The sequence below is a fragment of the Streptomyces sp. genome (genome assembly GCF_035563135.1).
Classification (GTDB): Bacteria; Actinomycetota; Actinomycetes; order Streptomycetales; family Streptomycetaceae; genus Streptomyces.
Window position 1 is genome coordinate 1 of record NZ_DATMVN010000391.1, and the last position, 2,387, is coordinate 2,387.

Here is a 2,387-nt window from a genome sequence, read left to right on the forward strand (position 1 = left end):
GAGGTTCTCCCACTGGGGGCCGCCCTCTTCCGCGGGATGAAGGCCCGTCCGGGCCGGGTGCCGGCACCCGGCCGCCGGTTCCGCCGGACGGCGCCCCGGAGGGGGCCCGGGCCCGCCCGCCCCATGGGGCGGCATGCCACCGGGAATGCTTAGGTGGAAGCACCGTCCGTTCGCGAGCCGGCGCCGGGCAGCGCCGTCGCGGTCCACCCGGAGGAGGTACGTATGACGGATACAGCTGGTCCCCTGGAGGGCCGGGTCGCCGTCGTGACCGGCGCCGCGCGGGGTGTCGGCGCCGCCGTCGCGCGGGAGCTGGGGAGCCGTGGCGTCACGGTCGCCCTGATCGGCCGGGAGGCACCGGGCCTGGCCCGGGTGCGGGATTCGCTCCCCGGCCCGGCACGCTGCTGGGAGGCCGATGTCACCGACGACGCGGCAATGGCAGAGGTGGCGGACGAGGTCAGGGAGCAGTTCGGGCCCGTGTCGGTCGTGGTCGCCAACGCGGGGATCGCGGAAGGCGGTCCCTTCGCGGAGTCCGACCCGGCGACCTGGCGGCGCGTGATCGAGGTGAACCTGATCGGGAGCGCGGTCACCGCACGTGCCTTCCTGCCCCAACTGCGCGCCACCCGGGGTTACTACCTGCAGATCGCCTCGCTGGCCTCCATCGGTGCCGCACCCATGATGAGTGCCTACTGCGCTTCCAAGGCGGGGGTGGAGTCGTTCGCGCACTCCTTGCGTGCCGAGCTGGCCCATGAGCGCGTCGGCGTCGGCATCGGTTACCTGAACTGGACCGACACCGACATGATCCGCGGCGTCGACCAGCAGCCCGTACTGCGCGAGCTGCGCGCGCACATGCCGCGGCCCGCGCGCAAGGTCCACCCGGTGGGGACCGTGGCGCGCCACATGGTGCGGGCGGTCGAGCGGCGCAGTGCCGCCGTGTACTCGCCCGGGTGGCTCCGGGCCACGCAGTGGGTGCGTGCCGCGATGCCCCCGGTCGTCACGGCGTACGCGAAGCGCGAGCTGCCCAGGCTGGAGCGGAGGACTCCGTTCGAGCCGACCGGGCTCCTGGGGGCCGGCGGCCGGGCCGACACCGTGGCACGGCGAGGGGCGGACGGCTGATCCGCGCCCGTCCGGAGCGGAGAGGTGCCGGGCCGGGCGCGGGGAGCGGCAGACGGACGGAGCCCGACTGAGTACGGGGAACGGCGCGTCTGAGTACGCGAGCCGATCCGCGCACGGGGCTCCGCCGGTCGAATGGGCACCATGGACCCCGACGCGCCGAGGCGCCCCCGTATCCAGAACCTGACCTGCGCCGGTACGGCGCTGGCCGTGGCCCTGCTCCCGCTCGCCGTCGGCGTCCTGCTGGCCAGGACGACGGCACTGGACCCGATGGCATCTGTGAACGCGCTGGTCACCGGGGGCGGCCGGCGTGCCCCTCTCGCCCCTTCGCGCTGGATGCTGAAGGCCCGGACGCGCGAGTTCCTCTCCCGGCGGTGACGGAGCTCTTGTCCGGGCGGGCGCTGTCGCCCCTGCTGCGCGGACCCATGCGCACGGGACGGGCCGCCGGGGGAGCGGGGCAGGGGTCCTCGGGGCGCCAAGACCACCGGGCCGGGGGCCACCGCGGCAGCCGCTGAACGGCATCCGTAAGGGCGAGCGGCGCCCTCCCCGACTGGAACGGCGTACCCCGGCCCACCCCCGCGGTACGCCGTGTCCACGCGGCCCGGACCCGCCGTGGGGCGGGGTCTGTGCAACAGGAGCCGGCAGGTGATGTCAGGATGGACTCATGACCATCAAGGCGTATTTCGACATCACCATCGACGACCAGCCCGCTGGGCGAATCGTGTTCAACCTTTTCGACGACGTGACCCCCAAGACCGCGGAGAACTTCCGCGCGCTGGCCACCGGGGAGCAGGGCTTCGGCTACGCCGGCTCGCCGTTCCACCGGGTCATCCCTGACTTCATGCTCCAGGGCGGCGACTTCACCCAGGGCAACGGCACCGGCGGCAAGAGCATCTACGGCGAGAAGTTCGCCGACGAGAACTTCACCCTGAAGCACAACAAGCCGGGTCTGCTCTCGATGGCCAACGCCGGACCGAACACGAACGGTTCGCAGTTCTTCATCACCACCGTCGTCACCCCGTGGCTGGACGGCAAGCACGTCGTGTTCGGCGAGGTCGCCGACGAGGCGAGCATGGAGCTCGTCCGCAAGATCGAGTCGTACGGCTCCTCGACCGGCAGGACCAAGGCGAAGATCGCCGTCTCCGAGTCCGGCGTCCTCTGACCCACGCGACGGGTCTCCCGGCCGGGTTCCCCGGGCCGGGAGCCCTGAGCCGCGCCCCGGCCCGCCGGGCCGCCGCCCGTCCTGCGAGCCCGGTCGGCGGGTTCCGGCGAGCGCG

Annotated in this window: 3 protein-coding genes; all 3 read left to right on the forward strand. The window is 73.4% G+C overall.

Going from position 1 to position 2,387, the window contains the following annotated elements; all coding sequences use genetic code 11:
- Positions 1-222: 222 nt before the first annotated feature.
- Entirely contained in the window at positions 223-1,113 is an 891-nt protein-coding gene (locus VN520_RS16930) for an SDR family oxidoreductase (RefSeq protein ID WP_325747757.1), read from the forward strand.
- A gap of 141 nt (positions 1,114-1,254) precedes the next feature.
- Positions 1,255-1,488 carry a hypothetical protein gene (locus VN520_RS16935; protein WP_325747758.1) on the forward strand — a complete coding sequence of 78 codons (234 nt, stop codon included), beginning with the start codon at positions 1,255-1,257 and terminating at the stop codon, positions 1,486-1,488.
- A 286-nt stretch (positions 1,489-1,774) separates the two neighbouring features.
- Entirely contained in the window at positions 1,775-2,272 is a 498-nt protein-coding gene (locus VN520_RS16940) for a peptidylprolyl isomerase (protein ID WP_325747759.1), read from the forward strand.
- Positions 2,273-2,387: the final 115 nt, after the last annotated feature.